The 22,044-nt window shown below is 28.7% G+C and carries 19 protein-coding genes; 9 read left to right on the forward strand and 10 right to left on the reverse strand.

Going from position 1 to position 22,044, the window contains the following annotated elements:
- Positions 1 to 125: 125 nt before the first annotated feature.
- Both KPL54_RS16750 and KPL54_RS16755 read right to left on the reverse strand, forming a co-directional pair.
- Positions 126 to 2,633: an ABC transporter permease gene (locus KPL54_RS16750; RefSeq protein WP_216107648.1), complete on the reverse strand. Its 2,508-nt coding sequence runs from the start codon at positions 2,631 to 2,633 to the stop codon at positions 126 to 128.
- 14 nt (positions 2,634 to 2,647) lie between these two features.
- Positions 2,648 to 3,334 carry an ABC transporter ATP-binding protein gene (locus KPL54_RS16755; RefSeq protein ID WP_216107649.1) on the reverse strand — a complete coding sequence of 229 codons (687 nt, stop codon included), beginning with the start codon at positions 3,332 to 3,334 and terminating at the stop codon, positions 2,648 to 2,650.
- Between the two features lie 388 nt (positions 3,335 to 3,722).
- Here KPL54_RS16755 and KPL54_RS16760 point away from each other — a divergent pair, with 388 nt between their 5' ends.
- The 9 genes from KPL54_RS16760 (at position 3,723) to KPL54_RS16800 (ending at position 11,561) form a co-directional block, all read left to right on the forward strand.
- A complete protein-coding gene (locus KPL54_RS16760; RefSeq protein ID WP_216107650.1) occupies positions 3,723 to 4,934 on the forward strand; it encodes a hypothetical protein in 1,212 nt (403 codons plus the stop codon).
- 230 nt (positions 4,935 to 5,164) lie between these two features.
- Positions 5,165 to 5,281, forward strand: a complete 117-nt coding sequence (locus KPL54_RS26845; protein WP_216107651.1) for a transposase — start codon at positions 5,165 to 5,167, stop codon at positions 5,279 to 5,281.
- A gap of 215 nt (positions 5,282 to 5,496) precedes the next feature.
- Complete coding sequence (locus KPL54_RS16770; RefSeq protein WP_216107652.1) at positions 5,497 to 6,264, forward strand: ABC transporter ATP-binding protein; 768 nt, start codon at positions 5,497 to 5,499, stop codon at positions 6,262 to 6,264.
- On the forward strand, positions 6,254 to 8,248 hold the full coding sequence (locus KPL54_RS16775) for an FtsX-like permease family protein (protein WP_216107653.1): 1,995 nt from the start codon (positions 6,254 to 6,256) through the stop codon (positions 8,246 to 8,248). The genes KPL54_RS16770 and KPL54_RS16775 overlap by 11 nt, the downstream gene beginning before the upstream one ends.
- Before the next feature lie 12 nt (positions 8,249 to 8,260).
- A complete protein-coding gene (locus KPL54_RS16780; RefSeq protein ID WP_216107654.1) occupies positions 8,261 to 8,689 on the forward strand; it encodes a hypothetical protein in 429 nt (142 codons plus the stop codon).
- Between the two features lie 101 nt (positions 8,690 to 8,790).
- Complete coding sequence (locus tag KPL54_RS16785; RefSeq protein ID WP_216107655.1) at positions 8,791 to 9,459, forward strand: response regulator transcription factor; 669 nt, start codon at positions 8,791 to 8,793, stop codon at positions 9,457 to 9,459.
- Entirely contained in the window at positions 9,456 to 10,478 is a 1,023-nt protein-coding gene (locus tag KPL54_RS16790; protein WP_216107656.1) for a sensor histidine kinase, read from the forward strand. The genes KPL54_RS16785 and KPL54_RS16790 overlap by 4 nt, the downstream gene beginning before the upstream one ends.
- 298 nt (positions 10,479 to 10,776) lie before the next feature.
- Positions 10,777 to 11,259 carry a PTS sugar transporter subunit IIA gene (locus tag KPL54_RS16795; RefSeq protein ID WP_216107657.1) on the forward strand — a complete coding sequence of 161 codons (483 nt, stop codon included), beginning with the start codon at positions 10,777 to 10,779 and terminating at the stop codon, positions 11,257 to 11,259.
- 17 nt (positions 11,260 to 11,276) lie between these two features.
- Positions 11,277 to 11,561 (forward strand): PTS sugar transporter subunit IIB, encoded by a 285-nt coding sequence (locus tag KPL54_RS16800; protein WP_216107658.1) that lies wholly within the window; start codon positions 11,277 to 11,279, stop codon positions 11,559 to 11,561.
- A gap of 72 nt (positions 11,562 to 11,633) precedes the next feature.
- Here KPL54_RS16800 and KPL54_RS16805 read toward each other — a convergent pair whose 3' ends face one another.
- The 8 genes from KPL54_RS16805 to arcA form a co-directional block, all read right to left on the reverse strand.
- The gene (locus KPL54_RS16805) at positions 11,634 to 12,638 is read right to left on the reverse strand and encodes a LacI family DNA-binding transcriptional regulator (protein WP_216107659.1); all 1,005 of its coding nucleotides are present in this window, start codon (positions 12,636 to 12,638) and stop codon (positions 11,634 to 11,636) included.
- 262 nt (positions 12,639 to 12,900) lie between these two features.
- On the reverse strand, positions 12,901 to 14,421 hold the full coding sequence (gene galT, locus KPL54_RS16810) for a UDP-glucose--hexose-1-phosphate uridylyltransferase (RefSeq protein WP_216107703.1): 1,521 nt from the start codon (positions 14,419 to 14,421) through the stop codon (positions 12,901 to 12,903).
- Positions 14,422 to 14,522: 101 nt separating this feature from the next.
- Positions 14,523 to 15,683, reverse strand: a complete 1,161-nt coding sequence (locus tag KPL54_RS16815; RefSeq protein ID WP_216107660.1) for a galactokinase — start codon at positions 15,681 to 15,683, stop codon at positions 14,523 to 14,525.
- Positions 15,684 to 15,903: 220 nt separating this feature from the next.
- Positions 15,904 to 16,854, reverse strand: a complete 951-nt coding sequence (arcC, locus tag KPL54_RS16820) for a carbamate kinase (RefSeq protein WP_216107661.1) — start codon at positions 16,852 to 16,854, stop codon at positions 15,904 to 15,906.
- A gap of 66 nt (positions 16,855 to 16,920) precedes the next feature.
- Positions 16,921 to 18,042, reverse strand: coding sequence for an aminotransferase (locus tag KPL54_RS16825; protein WP_216107662.1), 1,122 nt, complete (start codon positions 18,040 to 18,042; stop codon positions 16,921 to 16,923).
- A 25-nt stretch (positions 18,043 to 18,067) separates the two neighbouring features.
- Positions 18,068 to 19,489 (reverse strand): arginine-ornithine antiporter, encoded by a 1,422-nt coding sequence (arcD, locus tag KPL54_RS16830; RefSeq protein ID WP_216107663.1) that lies wholly within the window; start codon positions 19,487 to 19,489, stop codon positions 18,068 to 18,070.
- 96 nt (positions 19,490 to 19,585) lie between these two features.
- Positions 19,586 to 20,584, reverse strand: a complete 999-nt coding sequence (gene argF, locus KPL54_RS16835; RefSeq protein ID WP_253198787.1) for an ornithine carbamoyltransferase — start codon at positions 20,582 to 20,584, stop codon at positions 19,586 to 19,588.
- Between the two features lie 59 nt (positions 20,585 to 20,643).
- Positions 20,644 to 21,867, reverse strand: coding sequence for an arginine deiminase (arcA, locus tag KPL54_RS16840; RefSeq protein ID WP_216107664.1), 1,224 nt, complete (start codon positions 21,865 to 21,867; stop codon positions 20,644 to 20,646).
- Between the last annotated feature and the right edge of the window lie 177 nt (positions 21,868 to 22,044).

The raw sequence follows: 22,044 nt of genomic DNA on the forward strand, positions 1-22,044 counted from the left end.
TGTGTGACAATATTATATTAACATAAACCAATGGAAAAATGTTACTTAAATGTTTAATTTGCTACGTAATACATCTCTAAAATCTACTAAACAAAAACAGATTTGAAATTAAGTTCATAAATTTTCTAAAAATCTTCTCTTACTGATTCTATTAAATTTGATTGTTTAATTCTTGATAATGGTGATAATACAGATATATATCCAATAATTAGAGATGCTGCTGTTGCAATACCAATTGCCTGCCAAGGAACCATCCACCCAAATTCTCTAAAATCCCCCATCGATTTAAATAGTAGGTATGATATCCCAGTTCCTACAATAGACCCATAAACTGCACCAACGACTCCATACAGAAGCCCTTCAAGCACTATCATTTTCTTTAACCCCTTTTGAGTCAAACCAATTGATTTTAATGTAGCGAACTCTCTTTTTCTAAGGATAATATTAGTTGTTAACGTATTTACAATATTAACACTGCCTATTAAGGAAACTACCAATACAAATCCATACAATAATATTTTAACCATTAATATTGTAGATTTACTAGTCCTGTTGTCGTCTATATTATTTATTACCATTAGAGGAGAAGCATTAGCCTTTATGGCAGAATCTATTTCAGTTTTAGACGTATCTTCGCTTTTTACATCTTTGAGAACTATATTTAACTTGGAAGGCTTAATTTCTTTTTTACCTATTAATTTTTCTCCCATTTCCTTTGTTGTAATTATTTTTAATCCACTTGATGTAAAAGTAAAAGGTTCATTTTCAAGAATTGCCATAACTTTTACCTTATTAACCTTTCCCTTACCAAATTCGGCATTTTCTTTATTAGATTCACCCTGTTTAAATGTGTTAAACTCAAGATCTATCTCATCCCCTACTTTTGTATTTGCTATTGGGCCAAAATATTCTTTATTTGTTTTTTGATCATACAGTCTATTTTTACCAACTAATATTACTCCATTCTCATTATTTAGTTTTTCTATATTAATATTACCAGACTTTAGATATTTTTTAGAAACTTCTAAAGAATTCTTATCATATATCCTAATAGAACTTTCAATTAAGGTTTTGTCTACTCCATTAAAATTAGTTTTTTTGTATACATCTCCCATGTTTTCAATTTCTTTAACACCACTGCTATTATTCATTGCTGCATTGAAAAAATATGACTCGTATATATTGTAAACTTTGTCCACTGACCTTAGTGCTTTAATATCATCTTCTATTTTATTATCTATGTTTGATTTTTCACTTGTATATTGATCATCTCCCACAACCGAGAAGTGAATATTCTTTGATTCATTAAGATCACTTGATATATTAAGTGACATATCCATGAATGATTTAAATGTAACAAATAACACAACACTTATCACTACAGAAAAAACAGTTATTCTATATCTTTTTTTATTTCTCTTTATGTTTTTAGCAGCTAGTGATCCTTCAAATCCAAATATTTTTTGAATAACTCTATTTTTTCTTCTCTTTATTTTCTCCTTTGTTATTGATGTTCTACCACTTATAGCATTAAGTGGTGAAATCCTACCTGCAAAATATGCTGGTACTAGTGCAGACATATATATTGCAAAAATCCCAACCGCTGCGCTTATGCTTAAAACCATAGGTGATATTGAAATTTTTATAGGAATAACTGAATCTGCACCTATTAATTTGAATGCTAAAATTATTCCATTTATAGCTATAAGACTACATATTAACCCTAGCGGAATAGCTATTGCTGCTAGTATTGTTGCTTCTCTTCGCACAATCTTTCTAATCTGCCTTGGTGTGGTTCCAATTGCTCTTAAGAGACCAAACTGTTTAATTCTTTCCACAACACTTATTTGAAATGAGTTATATATTACTGCTATAGTTGATATTAAAACTATTCCAATTATTATTGCGAGCGCTATATATAAACCTCCGAAACCTGAACTTTCATCTCCTGCTCCCAGCATTTGTAGCAAATAAGCATTTTCCTTAACAGAATTTTTCTCACCTAACTGCTTTAATTCATTTACTGCAGTTTTTAAGTTTGTTTTAGAGCTTATTTCTACAAGTAGCCCTGCATTCTCTTTGTTAATATTATTATTCTTTGATAAAATTATTCCATTCCCCTCTATTTGATTTTGTGCATTATCCTCTAGTATTCCTACAAGAGTATATTCTTTATTATTAACCTTAATTTTTTTCCCAACTTTAGCATTTTTATCAATATGTAATGAGACCCACTTTTCCATAACAATTTCATTTTGTTTTTCTGGTAGTCTACCTACCTTTGCATTAAAAGGGAAAAGTTCTAATGCCTTATCTGTTGCTGTTATTATATTAACATTTACTTTATCGCCTATATTTATTTCTTTACTCATAGTATAGAATCCAAACCTTGAGACTTTAGGATTATTAACTATTTTAGAAATTAGTTTATTATTTGTTTTTTGAAATGCTATATGATAAGCACCACCACTATTAATTGCATCTTGTATCTCGGCATCCTGCATTCCTTTAAAGAAAAGTCCTATTGTTGATATAAGTGCAACTGATAGCATTATTCCAATAATCGTAAGCACCGTTCTTTTCTTATTTTTCTTTAAATATTTTCCTGTAAGCTGTTTATAACTAGTTATCATGTTTTCCCTCCCCCCTAATTAATTTTCAAATTTTTATCCGTAGTTATTTCACCATCTTCAATAGTAATGACACGATCAGCCATATTTGCTATATTAAGGTCATGTGTAATAAGTATTAGTGTTTGATTATATTTTCTAGCAGTAATCTTTAATAATTCCATAACGTCTTTTGAATTTTTAGTATCAAGATTTCCTGTTGGTTCATCTGCAAGTATTATTGATGGTTTATTAAATACAGCTCTACCAATTGATACCCTTTGTTGTTGTCCACCTGATAATTCCGATGGAAGGTGATTTTTCCTCTCGCTTAGACCAAGCACCTTGATTAACTCCTCTAAATAAACTTTATCAACTTTATCATTATCGAGTAATGCTGGAAGAGCTATATTTTCTTCTACATCTAAAATAGGAAGTAGATTATAAAACTGAAACACAAAACCTATTTTTCTACGTCTAAATACTGCAAGTTTTTCTTCCTTATAATCATAAATACTTTCTCCATCAATAACCACATTTCCAGAGGTTGGTCTATCAAGTCCTCCGAGCAAATGAAGAAGTGTACTTTTACCAGAACCTGATGCGCCAACAATTGCTACAAACTCACCCTTATTAATTATTAAATTTATATTTTTAAGTGCCTCCACCTTATTCTCTCCGGTGCCATATGTTTTATTTAAATTTTTAACCTTTAAAATCTCCATTTATATCTCTCCTCATTACATCTCGCGTAGCATCACTACACGTATTTATTTTTTTAAAATCACTATAACCATATTATACAACTGGTCTTCCTTGCACTCCATGTCACTTCACTTACAAATAAAAAATTAATCTTACAATTCTGTAAGATAACCAGCTAAAAATAACAACTAGTATCATTTGTTATTTTTGAAAATATTAGTGTATTTAATTTTGCTTAATCAATTGTGTAATCCTTGTGCTTATAATATAATATATTTAATTAGTCTTATTTAAGAAAGACTATATAAGAAAATAACATATAGAAAAAAGTATATAAAAAAGGAAGTGATTAATTTAGTGAGTATAGTACTTTTAGTACTAAAGTATCTTGCAAACTAAAGATAATATATGAAAATTGTAGATGTAATAAATCAAATAAATAAAATAGGTGAAGAAACAAAAGATAAAACTGCTCCTTTTCAAGTATTAAAAACATTCAAAAGTGGTCGTTCTGAGGCTGGAGTATTTATGGTTGAATATGGACCCGCAAATCGTGTAGGTATTTTAAAGGTAACTAAACGTAATGAAGGAGAGGTATTTCAAAAAGCCTATGAATTAGCATCAACTAACAATATGCAAAAGTATATTGCCAAACTTATAGCTAGTTATAAAATTCAAGACAAGAATAAGGCTATATTATATGTTAACTTATATGACTTAGCAGGAGATGATATATACAATAGTGAGACATTTTTGGACAAAATTTTAAATGAAGATGAACTTAAAGATAGTATAATATCGTCAATTACTAAATTTTTATTTACTTGGAATAAAGAGCATGTAAAAAAATTCATTTCTCCAATGGAAATCATTAAAAATGAACTTTCATATAGATACATGGACGATAAATATGTACAAGCTTTTAAAGCAATTGGGGTAGATAAAAACATAAAATGGATATCTTTAGATGGAACTGACGTTATACTCCCTAACCCATATTATTATTTTAATAATGAAAATGTTTGGGATGATTTAACTGTAACTTGTCTTACTTCGTACGCACACGGAGATTTTCAAGGAGATAATATTATTATAACTGAAGATAAACCTGTTATAATTGATTTTTGTGATCTTATAGAAGATTGTAACGTTTTTCATGATCTTCGATATCTTGAGTCTATAACTCTTGGTGATTGTTTAGAAATTGATAAAGAATGTGATAGGGAATTATGGAGTAAAGTTTGTGAGAGTTTAAGTTTTGGAATAACAGACATAGACCTTCCTCAAGGACGTGGTATGAGTCTCATAAGGCAACTTATGTCAAAACTTAGACAAAACGTAAAATTAATTGTATCTGATAGTCGTAATAGTCTTTATGATCCATCATTTCATTTAGCTGGTACTGCTTCAGGATTAATTAATATGAGAAAATACACAAGCGTTAATAAGAAAAAAGCAGCTTTCATATATACAGCATTTAATCTTAAAATGTTTCTAAAAGATGAAGCTGTTAATATGTATGATCCTAAATTAGATTCCTGTGTAGTATTTAATTGGAAAAACCATAAATTAGGAAACAAAATTGTTGTTTTAGAGCCTTGCTCTACTACAGTAATCTAGATAATATAATATAAATGAGCAATAATTGTTTCTTTGATTATTGCTCATTTTTTAATTAATCTACTAAATATCGTCGTAAGCCTCTAAACATTCCCTTATTTTCTCTATATTTATTTCCGACTTTATTTTGAGAACATACATTAGATGACCTAAAAAATCGGTGCTTTAAGCAAGAGTTTCAGATTTAGGAACTAACTGCTAAGCTTAATTGGTACAAATAACAATTTCAATTGAACCAACAAAAACGTTTTGGAACCTCTAGTGAAAAAACAGATATTGATCAGCTTAATTTCTTATTTGATGAAGCTGAAACAGAGGCTGAAAAATTATATAGTGCAAAAGCATAAATTAATCCCCCCTTCAATTGAAGGTGTGGGGTTTTTGTTTATAGTTTTTCATGCATACATGTAATTAAGAAGATTGGTAAGGTTTGACGCTTATTTTTATACTACAAAAATGAAATATAAATGACATATAAATCGATATCTAAAAAAGTGAAATATGTTTATACTAAAAAAGTAAAGTATGTTTATAATAAAAAAAATCAAGGAGGAAATTTAAAATGAAAAATATATTAAATGTTGAAAAAATAGAAAAATATTATGGAAACAAAGATAACATTACAAAAGCTATCGATAATATAAGTTTTAAAGTTGATGGAGGAGAATTTGTTGGGATAATGGGGCCAAGTGGAAGTGGGAAGACAACGCTTCTTAACTGTATTTCAACAATAGATACAGTTTCTACAGGAAAGATACTAATTAATGATAAAGATATTACAAGATTAAAATCAAAGGGATTAGATAAATTTAGGCAAAATGAATTAGGATTCATATTCCAAGATTTTAACTTACTAGATACACTTACTGCTTATGAAAATATAGCATTAGCATTATCAATAAAAGGAGAGAAAATTTCTGCTATAGATAAAAAGGTAAAAGAAGTAGTAGAATATTTAGATATTGAAGAAGTATTAAATAAATATCCATACCAAATGTCTGGAGGACAAAAGCAGAGAGTAGCATCTGCTAGGGCTATAGTAACTGAGCCATCATTAATTTTAGCAGATGAACCAACAGGAGCATTAGATTCAAAATCAGCAAGGTTATTACTTGAAAGATTTGGAAATCTAAATAAAGATTTAAATGCAACTATATTAATGGTAACTCATGATGCCTTTACAGCTAGTTATGCGCATAGAATATTATTTATTAAAGATGGTAAAATATTCACCGAATTAGTAAGAGGAAGTGATTCAAGAAAGGAATTCTTTAATAGAATTATTGAAACTATTACACTTTTAGGAGGTGACGATAATAATGTATTTTAACGTAGCATTAAAAAATGTTAAAAAAAGTTTTAGAGATTATAGTGTATATTTTTTAACTTTAGCATTATCAGTTTGTATATTTTATAGCTTTAACTCTATTGAGTCACAAAAGGCATTAAATGAAGTGGCAAGTGCAGATCCGCTATATATGAAATCATTTATGAGTTTAATATCTATTGCATCTGTATTTGTGTCTATTATTTTAGGTGGACTTATTTTATATGCTAATAACTTTTTGGTAAAAAGAAGAAATAAAGAACTAGGAATTTATATGACTCTTGGAATGTCAAAAATTAAAATTCTAAAAATTTTAATGATAGAAACAATAATAGTTGGAGTATTTTCGTTTATAAGTGGATTATTTTTAGGAATTATAGCTTCCCAGGGATTGTCAATTTTAATTTCAAAAATATTTGATATTAAAATGTCTGGATATACCTTTGTAATATCTATGAAAGCAATGATAAAAACAATTATATCTTTTGGAATAATGTTTGTACTTGCCATTATGTTAAACTCTATAATAATTTCTAAGTATAAAATAATTGATTTATTAACAGTGGGAAGAAAAAATGAGGAAGTAAAATTTAAGAATCAATTTATATATATAGTAGAATTTATTTTGTCAGTAATTTCTTTGGGAATAGCATATAATTTAATTTTAAAGAATGGACTAAATGGAGATAACATTATATTAATTAAATCAATAGTATTAGGCGTAATCGGAACAGTTTTATTTTTCTTTAGTTTATCAGGATTTATTTTATTTATAATTAAAAAAAATAAGAAAATTTATTTTAAAGGACTAAATATATTCACAATAAAACAAATTAACAGCAAAGTTAATACAAATTTTATTTCAATGTCAATTATATGTTTAATGCTATTTACAACAATAACTACATTATCTACAGGATTAAGCTTCAAGGAATCATTGAAAGCCGAAAATGAAATATTTACACCTTTTGATACATCTGCAACTTTATATTCAAATAAAAAAAATAGTATTAATTATATAAAAGAAGCATTTCAATACATGAAGATTAAATTTGATAATGATGATAAATTTGTTTATTACAATGAGTATAAAAATGGAAGTAATATATCTGATATCATAATTCCAGATGATAATAATAAGTATGATGATTCTAATATAGTATATGTAAAAACTTCTGATTACAATAAAATTAAGGAATTAAAGAAAGAGAATGCAGTAAATTTAAAAGATAATGAAATATTAATAGTATCTAATTCACCTAATATGGTGCCTTTGATAAACGGATATATGAAAAATAATGATACAATAATAATCCAAGGAAAAGAATTTAATATAAAAAATAAAGAATTCCTTCAAGAAAGCTTAAAAAGTGATAAATCATATATTCCATTTACTGTAATAGCAAATCATGAAATTTGTGATAGTATGACTGTATATTCAAGCAATGTAGATATTAATTTTGGAGGAGATAGCAAAAGAGAAAAAGAAAATAATTTTAATAATATGATAAAATTACATAATAATTCAAGTGGTTATGATAAAATAGGATATTTATTTTCAACTAGTAAAATTGCTACTTATGATAGTAGCGTAGGTATGACAACTAAAGCATTGTTTATTGCAATTTATGTAGGAATAGTATTTTTAATAAGTAGTATGGCAGTTCTTTCACTTCAGCAATTAAGTGAAGCAAGTGATAGTATAGAGAGGTATGTTTCATTGAAAAAATTAGGAGTTAATATAAAAGATATAAATAAAACAATATTTACACAAACTTTGGTTTATTTTAGTATTCCAGTTATATTAGCTATAGTTCATTCAGTTATAGGTATAAAAGTTGCTAGTGGATTTATATTAAACAATAATAAACCAAACGTAGGGGGATCATATATTGTAACTGCGATTATATTTATAACTATATATATAATTTACTTCTATGTCACTTATTCAGGATATAAAAGTATAGTGAAAAATAAAATAGTTTAGGAGAAATATATTATGAAAAAGATAATAATTTGTGTAACTGTAGTAGTTACTTTGATAGTAGCAGGAGTATTTTTTAGAAATTTTAGATTTGAAATGGGTGCTGATAATTTTGGTAATATAGGTGTTTCGGGGGAAATAATGTGTAACGATGATGAAATTCATATGGCACAAACAAATCAATTTCCATCAGGTATAAAGAAAATTTATTATGAAGCTGTAGCAAAAAAAAGATCTATAAAAGAAGCTGAAATAACATGGTATAATGGTGAAGGCAATGAAAATCCAATAAAAACAGAAAAAGTAAATAGGAATAATGAGGGAGGTTTTGTTTCAAGTATAACTAAGGGAGAAGGTCTAAAAATTGGTAGTTATCATGTACAAATAAAAATTAAAAGTAAATCAGAATTTAAAACAGAAGAAATAAAGTTTGTAGTTAAATAACATATTTAAGTAATTAAAATCTATTTAAGGTATACTTTAAATAGATTTTTTACTATAAAAAACAAATAGTAAAAGATATAACAAATAAGGAGAAAATATTAATGGAAAAAATAATAATAGTTGAAGATGATGAAATAATTAGAGAAGAATTAGAAAAAATTTTAACTAAGTATGGATATAAAATAATAGCGCCACTATATTTTGATAATATAGTAGAAAGTATTATAAATGAAAATGCTAATTTAGTTTTACTAGATATAAATCTACCAGTTTTTGATGGGTATTATATATGTAGAGAAATTAGAAAAAAATCAAATGTACCAATAATTATTGTGACAAGTAGAGATAGTGATATGGATGAATTAATGAGTATGAATTTAGGTGCAGACGATTTTGTTACAAAGCCTTATAATATTCAAATTTTAATGGCAAGAATATCTGCTTTATTAAAAAGAAGTAGTAATAAGGAACCTAGTAGTGTGTTAACTTGTAAAGATTTTCAAGTTAATTTATCAAATGCTACACTTCTATATGATGGAAAAGAAATTGAATTAACTAAAAATGAAGTAAAAATACTTTCATATTTAATAATTCATAAAGGTGAAATTATATCTAGAGATTTACTTATGGAACAGTTATGGAAGTCAGATTATTTTATAGATGATAGAACATTAACGGTTAATATAACGAGACTTCGTAAAAAATTGGAAGAAGCAGGATTAGAAAGTGTTATAGAAACAAGAAGAGGATTAGGATATATAATATCATGAAAATATTAGATTATTTAAAAAATAATGAAGTAATTTTAGGAATTAACTTAATAGCGTTTATTATAGTTTTTGCATTTATATATTTTGTAGATGAAAATTTAGGTATAATTTTTATTATATTTTTTATATGGTTTGTACCATTGTTAACTTATATGTTAATAGATTATTTAAGATATAAAAAGTACTTTAACAATTTAAAAAGTATTATTAATAATTTAGATCAAAAGTATCTATTACCTGAAGTGGTGAAAGAGGCAGAGTTTGTAGTTGGAGCTGAAATAAATAATATATTAAAAGAGCTAGGTAGAGATATGAATGAACATGTAAAATATTATAGAAATATTAAAGAAGAGTATAAAGAGTATATAGAGATGTGGGTTCATGAAATAAAAACTCCAATAGCGTCATCTAAATTATTAATGGAGAATAATATAACTGAAACAACGCGCATAATTAATAATCAAATGAATAGGATAGAAAATTTTGTGGAACAAGTATTATATTATTCAAGAAGTGACGAGGTTTCAAATGATTATATTATAAAAAAGATAGTATTATCCTCAATTATACAAAAGGTTATAAATAAGAATGCAACAGATTTTATTAGTAAAAAGATAAATTTAAAATTAGATAATATTGATGAATTTATATATAGTGATGAAAAGTGGATTGAATTTATTTTAAATCAGATAGTTGGGAATTCAATTAAGTATTGTAAAGGAAAAGAAAATAAAATAAATATTTATACAAAGAAATTAGATAATTCAGTAGTTTTAATAGTAGAAGATAATGGAGTAGGAATAATTGATAGAGATTTAAAGAGAGTGTTTGAAAAAGGATTTACAGGAGAAAATGGCAGACGATTTGGCAAAAGTACAGGTATGGGATTATATTTGTGTAAAAAATTATGCAGTAAATTAGGAATATTATTAAATATTCAATCAAAGATAAATAAAGGAACTAAAGTTGAATTATTATTTCCAATAGATAGAAATGTTAATATTATTAATAATGATTAAAATAAAGTGGGATTCAAGGACTCCAATTGCCACACTGCATTAAATAAATCCTTTGCCTCCTTTAGTAACTGTTAAATCAAAAATTTATCCTAGTTATTTTACATAAAAGTATATAAATTAACTATAAATTACATCTTAAATTTAAAAACATGAATTTTATGTAATTATTAGGTTATATTTGTACTAATTATTTTAATAAAATTGCTTGTTATAGATTTATTTTTACTATATAATTGATTTGTAGATTAAATTATATCATGTATACCTTTACGGTAAAACTATGTTAGGATGATGCGGCGTGAACTTGGAATTATGTTACGAAAACGTTTTTGTATTTAGGGATCTAAAATTTTCAAATAGTATAGAAGCTTTAAATTTTTTATCCTCAAAGCTATATGAAAAAGGTTATGTAAAAAAAGAATATCAAATAGCTATTATAGAAAGGGAAAAAAAGTATCCTACTGCTCTACCCTCAGTAGATATTAAAATAGCTATACCTCATGCCACTCATACTTTAGTAAATAAGGCGGCCTTATCTATAGGTATCCTTAAAAGTCCAGTAGAATTTAGATCTATGGGGGATAGTAATATTAAACTAAATGTACAAATTATTATAATGCTAGCTCTAAAAGAACCTCACGGTCATATTGAAATGTTACAGAGAATAGTTAAGCTTATTAAAAATCCTGAAGCATTAAAATCACTTGTTAATGCTTCCTCAATTGAGGAAGTTTTAAATACATTAAAACCATATTTAATTAATAATAAACAATTATCATAACTTAGGAGGAATTTAAAATGAAAAAAATATTAGTAGCTTGTGGAACTGGAATAGCAACCTCAACTGTAGTTGCAGTTAAAATCAAAGAAATTTGTAAAAAGGAAGGTATAGATGTAATTATAACTCCCTGTAAACTTACAGATGTTCAGTCAATAGTCCCAGATTATGATTTATTAGTAACTACAGGTACATTTGATGTATCAGAAATGAATGTTCATATAATACCAGCTATATCCCTGCTAACTGGTGTGGGTGAAGAAGACACACTTAATGAAATTATAAAAACATTAAAAGAAGAATAATCAAACTATATATACAATAAGCCGTACCCTAATTTATTTGGAGGGTACGGCTTATTTAAAAAGTAAACTACTCTATGAATTGGTTTTAATTTGCGAGCAACTACCTCTTTTTATGATTTTTGTTGGTATAACTACTTTTTTAGGTATTTCTCTTTCCTCTTTTAACTGCTCAATTATTAACTCTACAGCAGTTTCTCCCATAAACTCCATATATATTTTTACTGTAGTTAATGGAGGTACTATAAACTGTGATGTTATATTATCATTATATGATATTACACTTATATCTTCTGGTATTCTTAGACTAGCTTCACTTATAGCTCTATAAGCGCCTATTGCCATAGAATCATTAGCTACTATATAAGCCGTTATATCATTTTTATCTCCTAATGCCTTTTTCATTAGCTCATAACCACTTTGTGGCGTAAATTTACCTATGTACAAATTAGTTTTGTAATCTATTCCTCTAAGCTGCATTTCTTCTTTATATGTTCTCTCACGCCTATCCACAAAAATATCTTTACCATCATTAATGTATTCTATTCCACTAATAAAGCCAATATTTTTATGTCCGAGCTTCTCTAAATAATTTAATATATTAATAGTTGCATACTTTAGATCACATACTACAGAATCATAAACATCACTTTGTGGTGATGAGTCAACAAATACTATATTCTCTGATACTGTTTTAAGCTTTTCCAGTTCTCTAATCCCAAATTTGCCAATAGCTATAATTCCATCTACTTCTTTTAAGCCTATATTAAAAAGCGGTGATAATTTTACCACTTCTATATTTTCACTAGCACATTTTTTCTCTACAGCTAATCTTATAGATAAATAATATGGATCTAGTACTTCCTCTTTTTCAGTGTACCAATTTGCTATAGCTACTTTAAATGTACTTTTCTTAATATTTTTATCATTTTTTTTAACATAATTTAATTCCTCAGCAACTTGAAATATCCTTTGTTTTGTAATATCCGTTACATTTAATTTCTCATCAAAGTTTAATACCCTGGATACAGTAGCAATTGATACTCCAGCGCTATTTGCTATATCTTTTATTGTTACCATTAATTTCACACTCACTTGCTTTTTCGTTATTTTGACAATACTAAAATCTTATTTCTCTAATTTATGATTAAATCATCTCCGACGGAGTTGCATATTAAGACTTCATAAGGAAAACTATACTTCCACTTAAGTTTTATTTATTCTAAAGTAGTTAACATACATTTATAGACGTAGGAGACTTTCCTACTGAAATGTCATTAAAGAGTGAATTATTGTATAATCCACTCTTTAATTACCTTTTGAAATGTTTTAAACCATTTTTCTATAAACTATTAATAAATTTATTAAAAGCTTGTTTTCCTTTAACATCTGTTTTAAATACTCCAGCCTGTTCTAGGACCTTTGAAAATACAATACCTATTTCTTTTTTTAATATTTCATCAACGTTTTTTTCATTAATATCTGAATATTTTTGAGTGAGCTTTATTGCCCATTCTTTATGTTTTATAAGGTCTTCTTTATTATCTAGTTCCCTAAAGATGTCTTTGTCTTTATTATTTACTAAATAATAACTTAGCTCTTTTATCTCTGTTTTTAATCTTGCTGGTAAAACTGCAAGTCCCATAACCTCGATAAGTCCAATATTTTCTTTCTTTATGTTATGTAACTCCTTATGAGGATGGAAAATTCCATCTGGATACTGAGCTGATATTCTATTATTTCTTAGAACTAAATCTATCTCGTATGATTCTCCTCGTCTTCTGGCTATAGGTGTTATTGCGTTATGAGCAGCCTCACCCGTAAATGCACTTATGGAAACACTCTCATCAGAATAATTCTTCCAAACTTTCAAAATGTGATCTGCAAGTTTTACAAGTGTTTCCTTATCTTTACCATTTATTCTAACAACACTCATAGGCCAATTAACTCTACCAATTGTTACTCCCTCGTATCCTTTAACATTAAATTCTTCCTCTATAGGTGCCTTTGCCATAGCAAATTCATAGTTTCCACCTTGGAAATGATCATGACTTAATATTGAGCCTCCAACTATAGGAAGATCTGCATTAGATCCTACGAAATAGTGTGGATATTGCTCAACAAAATCTAGTAACCTTTTAAATGTTTCCTTGCATATTTTCATTGGCACATGTTCACCATTTAATATTATACAATGTTCATTATAATAAACATAAGGAGAGTATTGTAAAAACCATTTATCTTTATCTAATATAACAGGTATAAGCCTATGATTCCCTCTAGCTGGATGATTTATTCTACCTGCATAACCCTCATTTTCTTTGCAAAGCAAACAGGAAGGGTAAGCACTTGATTTTAAATTTTTAGCTCTAGCAATTTCTTTTGGATCCTTTTCAGGTTTAGATAAATTAATAGTAATATCTATATCTCCATAACTTGTTGCTACTTTCCATTTTAAATCCTTTTGCACTCTTTCCCATCTTATATAATTTGAACTTATACTTAATTTATAAAAATAATCCGTTGCTTTTCTTGGACTTTCCTTATAAAGCCTTTTAAATTCTTTTATTATTTCTGATGGTCTTCCTATTAAACAAGCCATTATTTTTGTGTCAAATAAATCCCTAGCAATTATGCCATCATCGTTTATTACTTTATTGTCGCACGCCCACAAATTTATATTATCCAAAACTTGTTGCACTTCATATTCTTTATCTTCAATATTTTCTTCCTTAATCTCATCTAAAGATAAAGTTTCTAGAAGTCTGTTTTTGGTATATATTAAATCCTCTTGAGTTATTAATTGCTTATTTATTGCATAATAAAGCAACTTTTGTACCTCACTTGAAATATTTACTGCCATGTTATCATCTCCTAGTAGTTTCATCTTCTGCGAAGCTGCTTTCATCTTCTGCGAAGCTGCTTTCATCTTCTGCGAAGCTGCTTTCATCTTCTTCGAAACTGTTATAGTTTTCTTGCACCATCACCTATTTTAGCTACATAAAAGATTGCTTCGTGTCCTATTTTCTTCTTATATTCTTCCCCAACATTTTTAATGAAATCATCTACAAATTCATCTTTAACTATACTTACTGTGCATCCACCAAAACCAGCTCCTGTCATTCTTGACCCAATTACACCTGGCATTTTCCATGCAATTTCAACTAAAGTATCTAGTTCTATTCCTGTAACTTCATAATCATCTCTTAGTGATATGTGTGACTTATTCATTAACTCACCAAATAATTTTATATCTTTGTTTTCAAGTGCTTTTACAGCTTTTAAAGTTCTTTGATTCTCATAAATGGCATGTTTTGCACGTCTTGCACAAACTTCATTTTTTATAAGATGTCTGTTTTTTTCAAATACATCTTCATTTATTTCACAAAGAGCATTGATTTTAAGTTCACTTTGTAAATCTTTAAGAGCAGTTTCACATTCTGATCTTCTTTCATTATATTTAGAATCAGCAAGACCTCTTCTTTTATTCGTGTTTGATATTACTATAGATGCTCCGTCAAGCTTAATGCTTGAATATTGATATTTTAATGTATTTGTATCTAATAGTATTGCTTTGTCTTTTTTACCCATGCCTATAGCAAATTGATCCATAATACCACAATTTACACCTACATATTCATTTTCTGCCTTTTGACTATACTTAACGATATCTATCATACTAAGGTCAAAATCATATAAATCCTTTAAAACAACACCTGTAACTACCTCAATAGATGCTGAAGAAGATAACCCTGCACCATTTGGTATATTCCCGTAAAATAATATATCAAATCCACTATCTATTTTCATACCGTTATTTTCAAAAACCCAAATTACTCCCTTAGGATAATTTGCCCAATCGTGCTCTTTGTTGTATTTCATGTCATCTATATTTATTTCCATTATTCCTAATTCTTCAAAATTCTCTGAATAAAATCTTATCTTTTTATCAGTTCGCTTTTTAATTAGTGCATAAGTACCAAAAGTTATTGCACATGGAAAAACATTACCACCGTTATAATCTGTATGCTCTCCTATTAAATTTACTCTACCTGGAGCGAAAAAAACCTTTTCAGCCTCGCATTTATAAACCCTCTTAAACATATCTTTTAATTTATTAATCATAATTGAATTCCTCCCTATAATAAATAGTTTTCGTGTTTCTCTATATGTATAGGTTATCATTGTTTTAGTAAAATTTCAATAGTTTTAGTAAAATAATTATTTTTTATTTGATTTCACCAAAAAAATCACCCCACTAAATGGATATTCAACTGTTTTTTAGTTGATTCCATTCAATAGGATGAATTTATATATAAATGTAATTTTATGATTTAATTCTAATCTATTTTGTTATTATTGTACCCGCTACTTCTCTTATTGCATCCTTAGCTTTTTCAAGGGATGTTATAATTGCTTTTCTACCCTCTTTTGCTTCGACGAATATAAGAGCAGCTTTTATTTTTGGAAGCATGGAACCAGGAGCAAATTGTCCTTCTTTCATATAAGTTTTAGCTTCTTCTACTGTTATTTTTGAAAGGTTCTTTTGATTTGGTTTGCCAAAGTTAATCGCAACTTGCTCGACTGCTGTAAGCACAACAAGAAGATCAGCATTTATTAATTCCGCTATTTTACAAGAAGCAAAATCTTTGTCTATTACAGCTGGTACTCCCTTAAGTTTACCATTACCTGTGTCAATTACAGGTATACCTCCTCCACCAACAGTTATAACAATATGTCCAGCATCAACTAATGTTTTAATAATAGGTTTTTCAACTATATCAATTGGCAATGGAGATGCCACAACTCGTCTCCAACCTCTATTAGAATCTTCCTTCATTGTATATCCTTTTTCAGTCATTAATTTATTAGCCTGCTCCTGTGTAAAGAAAGAACCTACTGGCTTAGTTGGGTTCTTAAATCCCGGGTCGTTTGTATCTACTATTACTTGAGTAATTACAGTAGCAACTTCTTTATTTATTCCTCTTTTTCTCATCTCTGCCCTAATACTTTGTTGTAAATGATATCCTATGTATCCTTGACTCATAGCACCGCATTCAGGGAATGGCATTACTGGACTATTTTCATTTATAGAAGCTGCTGCTTCATAAGTAGCTACAAGTTGACCTACTTGAGGTCCATTACCATGAGCAATAATAACCTCATGGCCTTCTTCAATTAAATCTACAATAGTCTCTGAAGTTTGCCCAGCTGTTATTAACTGTGCTTCTGCTGTAGTATCTTTCGGATTTGCTTGAAGGGCATTCCCCCCAAGTGCAATTACTATTCTTGACATATTAATTTCTCCTTTCATACCTAATCTAAAATATATTATTTCCATAAAAAATCATTTCAGATTAGATTATTTATCAAACCTTCTTAAATAAGCAGATAACTCTTTTAATCCATTTTTTAATATTTCTGTATGTGTACAGTAACCTAATCTAGCATGTCCCGGAACATCAAAACGATTGCCAGGTACTAAAAGGACCCCTTTTTCTTTTAAAATATCTATACAAAATTGCTCAACATCAATAGGTATATCTAGTTTAATAAATGATGTAGAAACATATTTCGGGAATACTAATGTAACACGTGGCTCATTTTTAACCCATTCCTTAACAATCTCTAAATTCGTATGAACAATTTTTTTATTTCTATCGTAGACTAATTCTTTATTTTTTAATATATGAACAGCTAGATAATCATCAAAAACGCCTGCGCAAATCATAGTATAGTCACGATATTTTCTAAATGAATCTGCGAGTTCTGTATTGCTAGCAATCCATCCAACACGTATTCCTGGAACTGAATATGTTTTTGATAAGCTGTTAGTCGAAATTCCTTTATCATATAAGTCTACTATTGAAGAAACAACAATTGAGGAATCTAAAGGTTTATATACTTCATCAACTAAGATATAGGCACCAACATTACTCGCAATTTTTACTATTTCTTTAAGAAAATCATCATCAAATATAGTTCCAGTAGGATTGTTAGCATTATTTAAACAAATTAATTTTGTATTTGGACGTATTAATTTTTTTAGTTCATTAAGCTTTGGTAACCAATCATTTTCTTCATAAATTTCCCAAAAATCTACTTCGGCACCAAAAGACTTTGGAATATCATATAATTGCTGATAACTAGGATGCATCGAGATTACATGATCACCGGGCTCGATTAATGAGTATAATGCTAAAAGATTTGCACCAGTTGCTCCATTTGTTTGCAAAATATTTTCAGGTGGAACATTTTTATACAGTTTACTAACTTCTTTTTTAAAGTCTGGAGAACCTTCTATCCATCCATAGTTCATTTTTGTTTTTAATAGTCCATCAAAAAATCCCTTTGGAGTTGTACCATCTATAGATATTATTTCTTCTAATGAAAATGATGCAATCGAACTTCCTGCTATATCATAAATAGCATCATTTTCCCAAACATTTAACCATTCTTCAACGCCAAAACTTGCAATGTTCATATTAAATCATCTCCTTTTCAATAATTTAAATAGCAACTTTTCCTATAGCTAATTGGTAAATGATATATATTGCTCCTATAACAATTAAAGCAGTCAATATAGCTTGTCTCTTTGTTAACCAGTTCTTTTCTCCATTTTCTTTTCTAGCCATGGCAAAAAACACAATTCCAGGAATATAAGCTATAAGGCATAGTAAAGTATAGTTTAGTCCTGAAACTACTATTGCCCATATTTCAAAAATCACAGTAATTAAACCTACTATTATTTGTTTTATTTGTCCTTTTTCATGTCTGTTTAGATAAGATATTTTAAATTGGTACAATCCAACAAATAAGTAACATACGAGTATTGCAGCGGTACAAAGAGAATATGCAAATTGGTATGCCTTATCAGTAAATAGGAAAGTAAAAATAAACAATTGAGTTAATGCCGCTGTGATAATTAAAGAAAAAGTTGGGGCCCCAGCCTTATTTACTTTACCAAACACTTTTGGTAATAATTTTGAACGAGCCATTAAAAGAGTTGTTTCAGATGGTAGCATCGTCCAAGATAACCATGCACCTGAAATTGAGATTATTAAACCTACGTTTATAAATGCAGCTCCCCAAGGTCCAACAATATCTTTTAAAATATAAGCCATTGAAGGAGTAGCTAATTTCGCTAACTGATCTTTACTCATAACACCATAAGGAATCATTGAAGCAAGAATGTAAATAGTTAATAATCCTATTAACCCAAGAATGGTTGCTCTTCCAGCTTCAGATTTTTTATTAGCACGTGAAGATAACATAGAAGCTCCTTCTATACCAACAAAAACCCACATCATTACCATCATACAACTTTTAACTTGTGAGAATATATCTGATAGATTAAAATTAGTAGATATGTTACCCCAAAAATGATTTGTGAATAAATCTACCTTAAAAGCTACAATACCTATTACTATGAATAAAAAGATAGGTATTAATTTAAATATAGTGACTACTGTATTTATAAGAGCCGCTTCCTCAACGCCTCTATTAACTATGTAGGTAAGTACCCACATAATAATACTTGCACCAATAATTGAGGCAACATTTTGCCCATTTCCAAATATAGGAAAGAAATATGAAAGTGTACTCATAAGCATTGTAGCAAATGCTACATTACCAAGCCATGCGGATAACCAATATCCCCATCCACTAATGAACCCTCCAAATTTCCCAAAACCATCTTCTGCATAACTGAATATACCATTTAATTCAGGTTTTTTTAATAATAAATTGTTAAAAGATAACGATAACATTAAAATACCAAAACCAACAATTATCCATGCAATAATTGCAGGTCCTGCAGCAGCACCTGATGCTAAATCACCCGATATATTAAATATGCCAGCACCTATTGAGGAAGTAATAACTAGTGCTGTTAGTGAAAATACGCCTAGTTTTTTAGATTTATCAGCCATTTTATAATCTCCTTCTAACCGTACTTGCAATATTGGAATTTGGCGAAAGTAATAATATTACCCCCACCAAAGTTTATAATTGTAAATTATTTTAGGCTAGTTTCCAAGTGTAGCAACCATAACAGCTTTGATTGTATGCATCCTATTTTCTGCTTCATCAAATACAATAGAATGTTTACTTTCAAATACTTCATCCGTAACTTCTAAACCTTCAAGACCATATTTTTCAAATATTTCTTTTCCTACGATAGTCTTTAAGTCATGGAATGCTGGTAGACAATGCATAAATTTAACATTCTTATTGCCTGTCTTATTAAGCATTTCCATATTAACTTGGTATGGTCTTAATAGTTTTATTCTTGATGCCCAAACTTCATCTGCTTCACCCATAGAAACCCATACGTCTGTGTAGATTACATCTGCATTTTTAACTCCTGCATCCACATTATCTGTAATAGTGATTTTTGCTCCTGTAACTTTCGCAATTTCATTACATTTTTGAACTAATGCCGTTTCTGGGAATAAGCTCTTAGGTGACACGATTCTAAAGTCCATACCCATTTTAGCAGCACCTATCATCAATGCATTTGCCATATTGTTTCTTCCGTCACCAGCATATACAAATGAAATGTCGCTTAACGGTTTGTCAAAGTGTTCTTTTATAGTTAAAAAATCTGCAAGAATTTGTGTTGGATGATCCTCAGTTGTTAAACCGTTCCATACAGGTACTCCTGCATATTTAGCTAAATCTTCAACAATTTCTTGACCATATCCTCTATATTCTATTCCATCATACATTCTTCCAAGAACTCTCGCTGTATCTGCTACAGATTCTTTCTTACCAATTTGAGTTCCTGTAGGTCCAAGGTAAGTTACATGTGCTCCTTGGTCAAGTGCTCCTACTTCAAAAGCACATCTTGTTCTTGTAGAACTTTTTTCAAATATTAGAGCGATGTTTTTACCTTTTAAGTTCTGCTTCTCTGTACCTGCGTACTTAGCTTTTTTTAAATCCGTAGCTAAATCTAAAAAGTAGTTTATTTCTTTTGGAGTAAAGTCCATCAAAGTTAAAAAGTTTCTGTTTCTTAAGTTAAACATAATAATTCCTCCTAATATTTTTATTTGTATTTTATCATTTTATCATATTATCATTGTTATTATAAGTTATCTCTATTTAGTGGCATGCTCATACATCTAGGGCCGCCTCTTCCTCTTGATAATTCAGCACTTGGCATTGTTATAACTGTTATACCACGTTTTGCTAAAATTTCGTTTGTAATATAATTTCGTTCATAAGTTATAACCTTTCCTGGTGCAATAGCTAGAGTGTTTGATCCATCATTCCATTGTTCTCTTGCCGCTACAATAGAGTCACCACCACCGCATCTTATCAATTCAACTGAAGGTACATTTAATGCGGATTTTAATACATTCTGCAATACATTTTTTTCTTGTTTAATATTTATTTCCCCATTAAGACCTTTTGTAATTTCAAAAACATTAAGTGGTCCTTCTATCTCTGGGTGTATTGTAAATTTATCATAATCAACCATAGTAAATACAGTATCAAGATGCATAAATGCTCTGCTAGATGGAATTTCTAATACTAATACTTTTTCAAAAGAAGTATGTTTTGCAAACAAATTCCTTGCTACCACTTCTATAGCTTCAGGTGAAGTTCTTTGACTACATCCTATTGCAAGCGTTGTAGCAGATAATATAAGCTCGTCCCCACCTTCTATATTATTAGGAAGAGTCCTATCATACCAAAGTGGTACTTCATGCTCTTTAAAGGATTTATGATATCTATGAATAAATTCTAGAAACAACGTCTCACGCCTTCTTGCTTCAGTTTGCATAGTATTTATAGTAATACCATTTCCAATCGAAGCACCTGGATCGCGAGTAAAGTAAAGATTAGGCATAGGATCTAAATAAAATGGATAGTTATTTCCTATTAATCCTCTTAGTGAATGCATTTCTTTAACATCTACATCATTTTTTCTAACTCCAGCCATAAGTATATCAATCATTTCTCTTGTTGGCTTTGACATTAAATAAGCATAAAGAGATTTATATATTTCTTTATTACTAATGTGACTTTCTTGTAAAAACTGCTGTAAAAATATTTTTTTTACTTTATCATCTTCCAAAGCATCTGTAACAAGTTCTTCTAAATAAAGAACCTCTACATCATTTTCTTTTAAAAGCTTTGCAAATATATCGTGCTCTTTTCTGGCTACCTCTAAATAAGGAATATCATCAAAAAGCAATCTTTCAAGAAGTTCTGGTGTTAAATTTTCTATTTCTCTACCTGGTCTATGTAACATTACTTTATTAAGTTTTCCTATTTCCGAAGTTACATTTATAAATGAATCCATGATATTTCATCTCCCTATCATTTCTTTTGATGCCTTCATTATAAAGTCTTTTATTTCATAAAGAAAACCCCTTATTATACCATTATTCTACATATATAGTGTCTATTAGGTTTAACGCTTATTTATAACCCCCTTTATATCTTAAACTCCATTTTACGCTATAATTATATATATATC

This window comes from Clostridium estertheticum, assembly GCF_018861295.1.
Taxonomy (GTDB): domain Bacteria; phylum Bacillota; class Clostridia; order Clostridiales; family Clostridiaceae; genus Clostridium_AD; species Clostridium_AD estertheticum_D.